Raw genomic sequence first — 1,897 nt, 5'->3', positions numbered from 1 at the left:
TGAAATTACTGGATATATCGACGTCGCTCAGGTCCTCCTTTACGTCTTCTGGGCGTTCTTCGCAGGGCTAGTCTTTTATCTGGTCCGTGAGGGCAAACGCGAAGGCTACCCGGTAGTCTACGATGGCGAACAAAATCGGCCCTATACAGACTTCCCGCCCGTTCCGCAGCCGAAGAAGTTTCTCCTTCACGACGGAACAACCGTCGAGGCGCCCGCTGCTCCAAACGAGCGCGACAATTTGAACTTGGAGCCTAGCGCAAAGTGGCAAGGCGCTCCTTTTATCCCGACCGGAGATCCGATGCTCGATGGTGTTGGGCCTGGCTCCTACGCTCTGCGCAAAGACGTGCCCGACCGGTTACCCGACGGAGAAATCAAGATCGTGCCTTTGCGGGACGCGGCCAGTTTTTCGATCAGTTCGCGGGATCCGGACCCCCGCGGCATGGATGTCATCGGAGCTGACGCCCGAATCGCCGGCAAGATCAGCGATGTCTGGGTCGATCGAGGTGAGTTCATCATCCGCTATCTCGAAGTCGCTGTTGAGGACAATCCCGCGAAGCGGGTCTTGCTTCCCATCATGTTCGCCGAGATCAGCGGCAGCCGGAACGAAGTTCGTGTGAATGCGATCTTGGCGTCACAATTCGCCAACGTCCCAACCGTAGCCACGCCCGGTCAGGTGACGTTCCTCGAGGAGGATCGCATCTGCGCGTACTACGGCGCCGGCACGCTTTACGCATGGGAAGGGAGGGGAGACCCGCTGCTGTGATTGAGTGCGCATTCAGAGTTTTGCCCCGGGTCGAAGCCGAGACTTTGCACACTATCGGCAGCTCCGAGGCGTTGTTGAGGGTAGCAAACTAGAGGAGTGAAACGGAAATGCCTGGCTGGTTTCCAACACGAGAACGGTTCGATGTGCCCTGCACTATCGATATCGAGAATACGTTCGAGAGCTTGCACGCTTATGTGCGTCTCGACGGTGACATTGCCATCCACCCCGGGGATGAGGTGCTGGTCCATGGCGAGCCCGTACGCGTGCCGTATGGCGAGAAGCTAAAGCTGCAACGCCTGGCCACTGTCACGCGAGCAACGGCGCTTGAACGCTGGTGGACGAAGCTTACGGGCCGTCTTGAGATGGGCGAGCTCTGTGAATTCAGCTTCTCTTCAGGGAGGAAGCTATGACCATAGACAGCATTGGAATCAATAAAGACGACACCATGCGCATGGCCCAGGCCGACACTGCCTTAAGCCCGCGCTTCTACACTACTGACTTCGACGAGCTCGACCAGGTTGACGTGAGCAGTGTACGAGATGAATGGGATCCTCTGATCGCGGAGATGAGGTCTGACCCCAACAAAGGGCATTTCGTGCGCAACGAGGATTGGGAGATTCCCGATCTGGCCAAGCTCCCCGAAGGCCTTCGAAAGGAGTTCGTGGACTTCCTGGTGAGTTCCCTCACTGCGGAGTTCTCAGGCTGCGTGCTTTATGCCGAAATGAAGAGACGCGGTACGAACAAGGATCTATGCGAGCTCTTCAAGTTCATGGCGCGTGACGAGTCTCGCCATGCAGGCTTCATCAATGACGCCCTTAAGGACTTTGGCATTGGCGTCGATCTCAGCTTCCTGACCAAGACGAAGAAGTACACCTTCTTCAAGCCAAAGTTTATTTTTTACGCCACTTACCTGTCTGAGAAGATTGGCTACGCGCGGTACATCACAATCTACCGCCACTTGGAGCGCAACCCGGACAAGCGCTTCCATCCGATTTTCTTATGGTTCGAGAAGTGGTGCAACGATGAGTTCCGGCATGGAGAGGCGTTCTCGCTTCTAATGCGGGCCAATCCGCAGCTGTTGAACGGCGCAAACAAGTTATGGGTTCGGTTCTTCCTTCTGGCCGTCTACGCGAC

At 56.4% G+C, this 1,897-nt stretch carries 3 protein-coding genes; all 3 read left to right on the top strand.

The features are described from left to right. Nucleotides 1-4: 4 nt before the first annotated feature. Complete coding sequence (puhA, locus tag AC33YF_RS13820) at nt 5-763, top strand: photosynthetic reaction center subunit H (protein WP_491777794.1); 759 nt, start codon at nt 5-7, stop codon at nt 761-763. A 107-nt stretch (nt 764-870) separates the two neighbouring features. Further along, nucleotides 871-1,173 (top strand): hypothetical protein, encoded by a 303-nt coding sequence (locus tag AC33YF_RS13815; RefSeq protein ID WP_491777793.1) that lies wholly within the window; start codon nt 871-873, stop codon nt 1,171-1,173. Continuing rightward, a partial coding sequence (gene acsF, locus AC33YF_RS13810) for a magnesium-protoporphyrin IX monomethyl ester (oxidative) cyclase (RefSeq protein ID WP_491777792.1) occupies nt 1,170-1,897 on the top strand: 728 nt, incomplete at its 3' end. The genes AC33YF_RS13815 and acsF, both read left to right, overlap by 4 nt.

This window comes from Methyloceanibacter sp., assembly GCF_058506495.1.
This window is presented reverse-complemented; position numbering and strand designations above follow the sequence as displayed.

What these genes read in the sequence shown, in the direction of transcription:
- AC33YF_RS13815 (WP_491777793.1), top strand. Translation starts at nt 871, where the DNA reads ATGCCTGGCTGGTTTCCAACACGAGAACGGTTCGATGTGCCCTGCACT.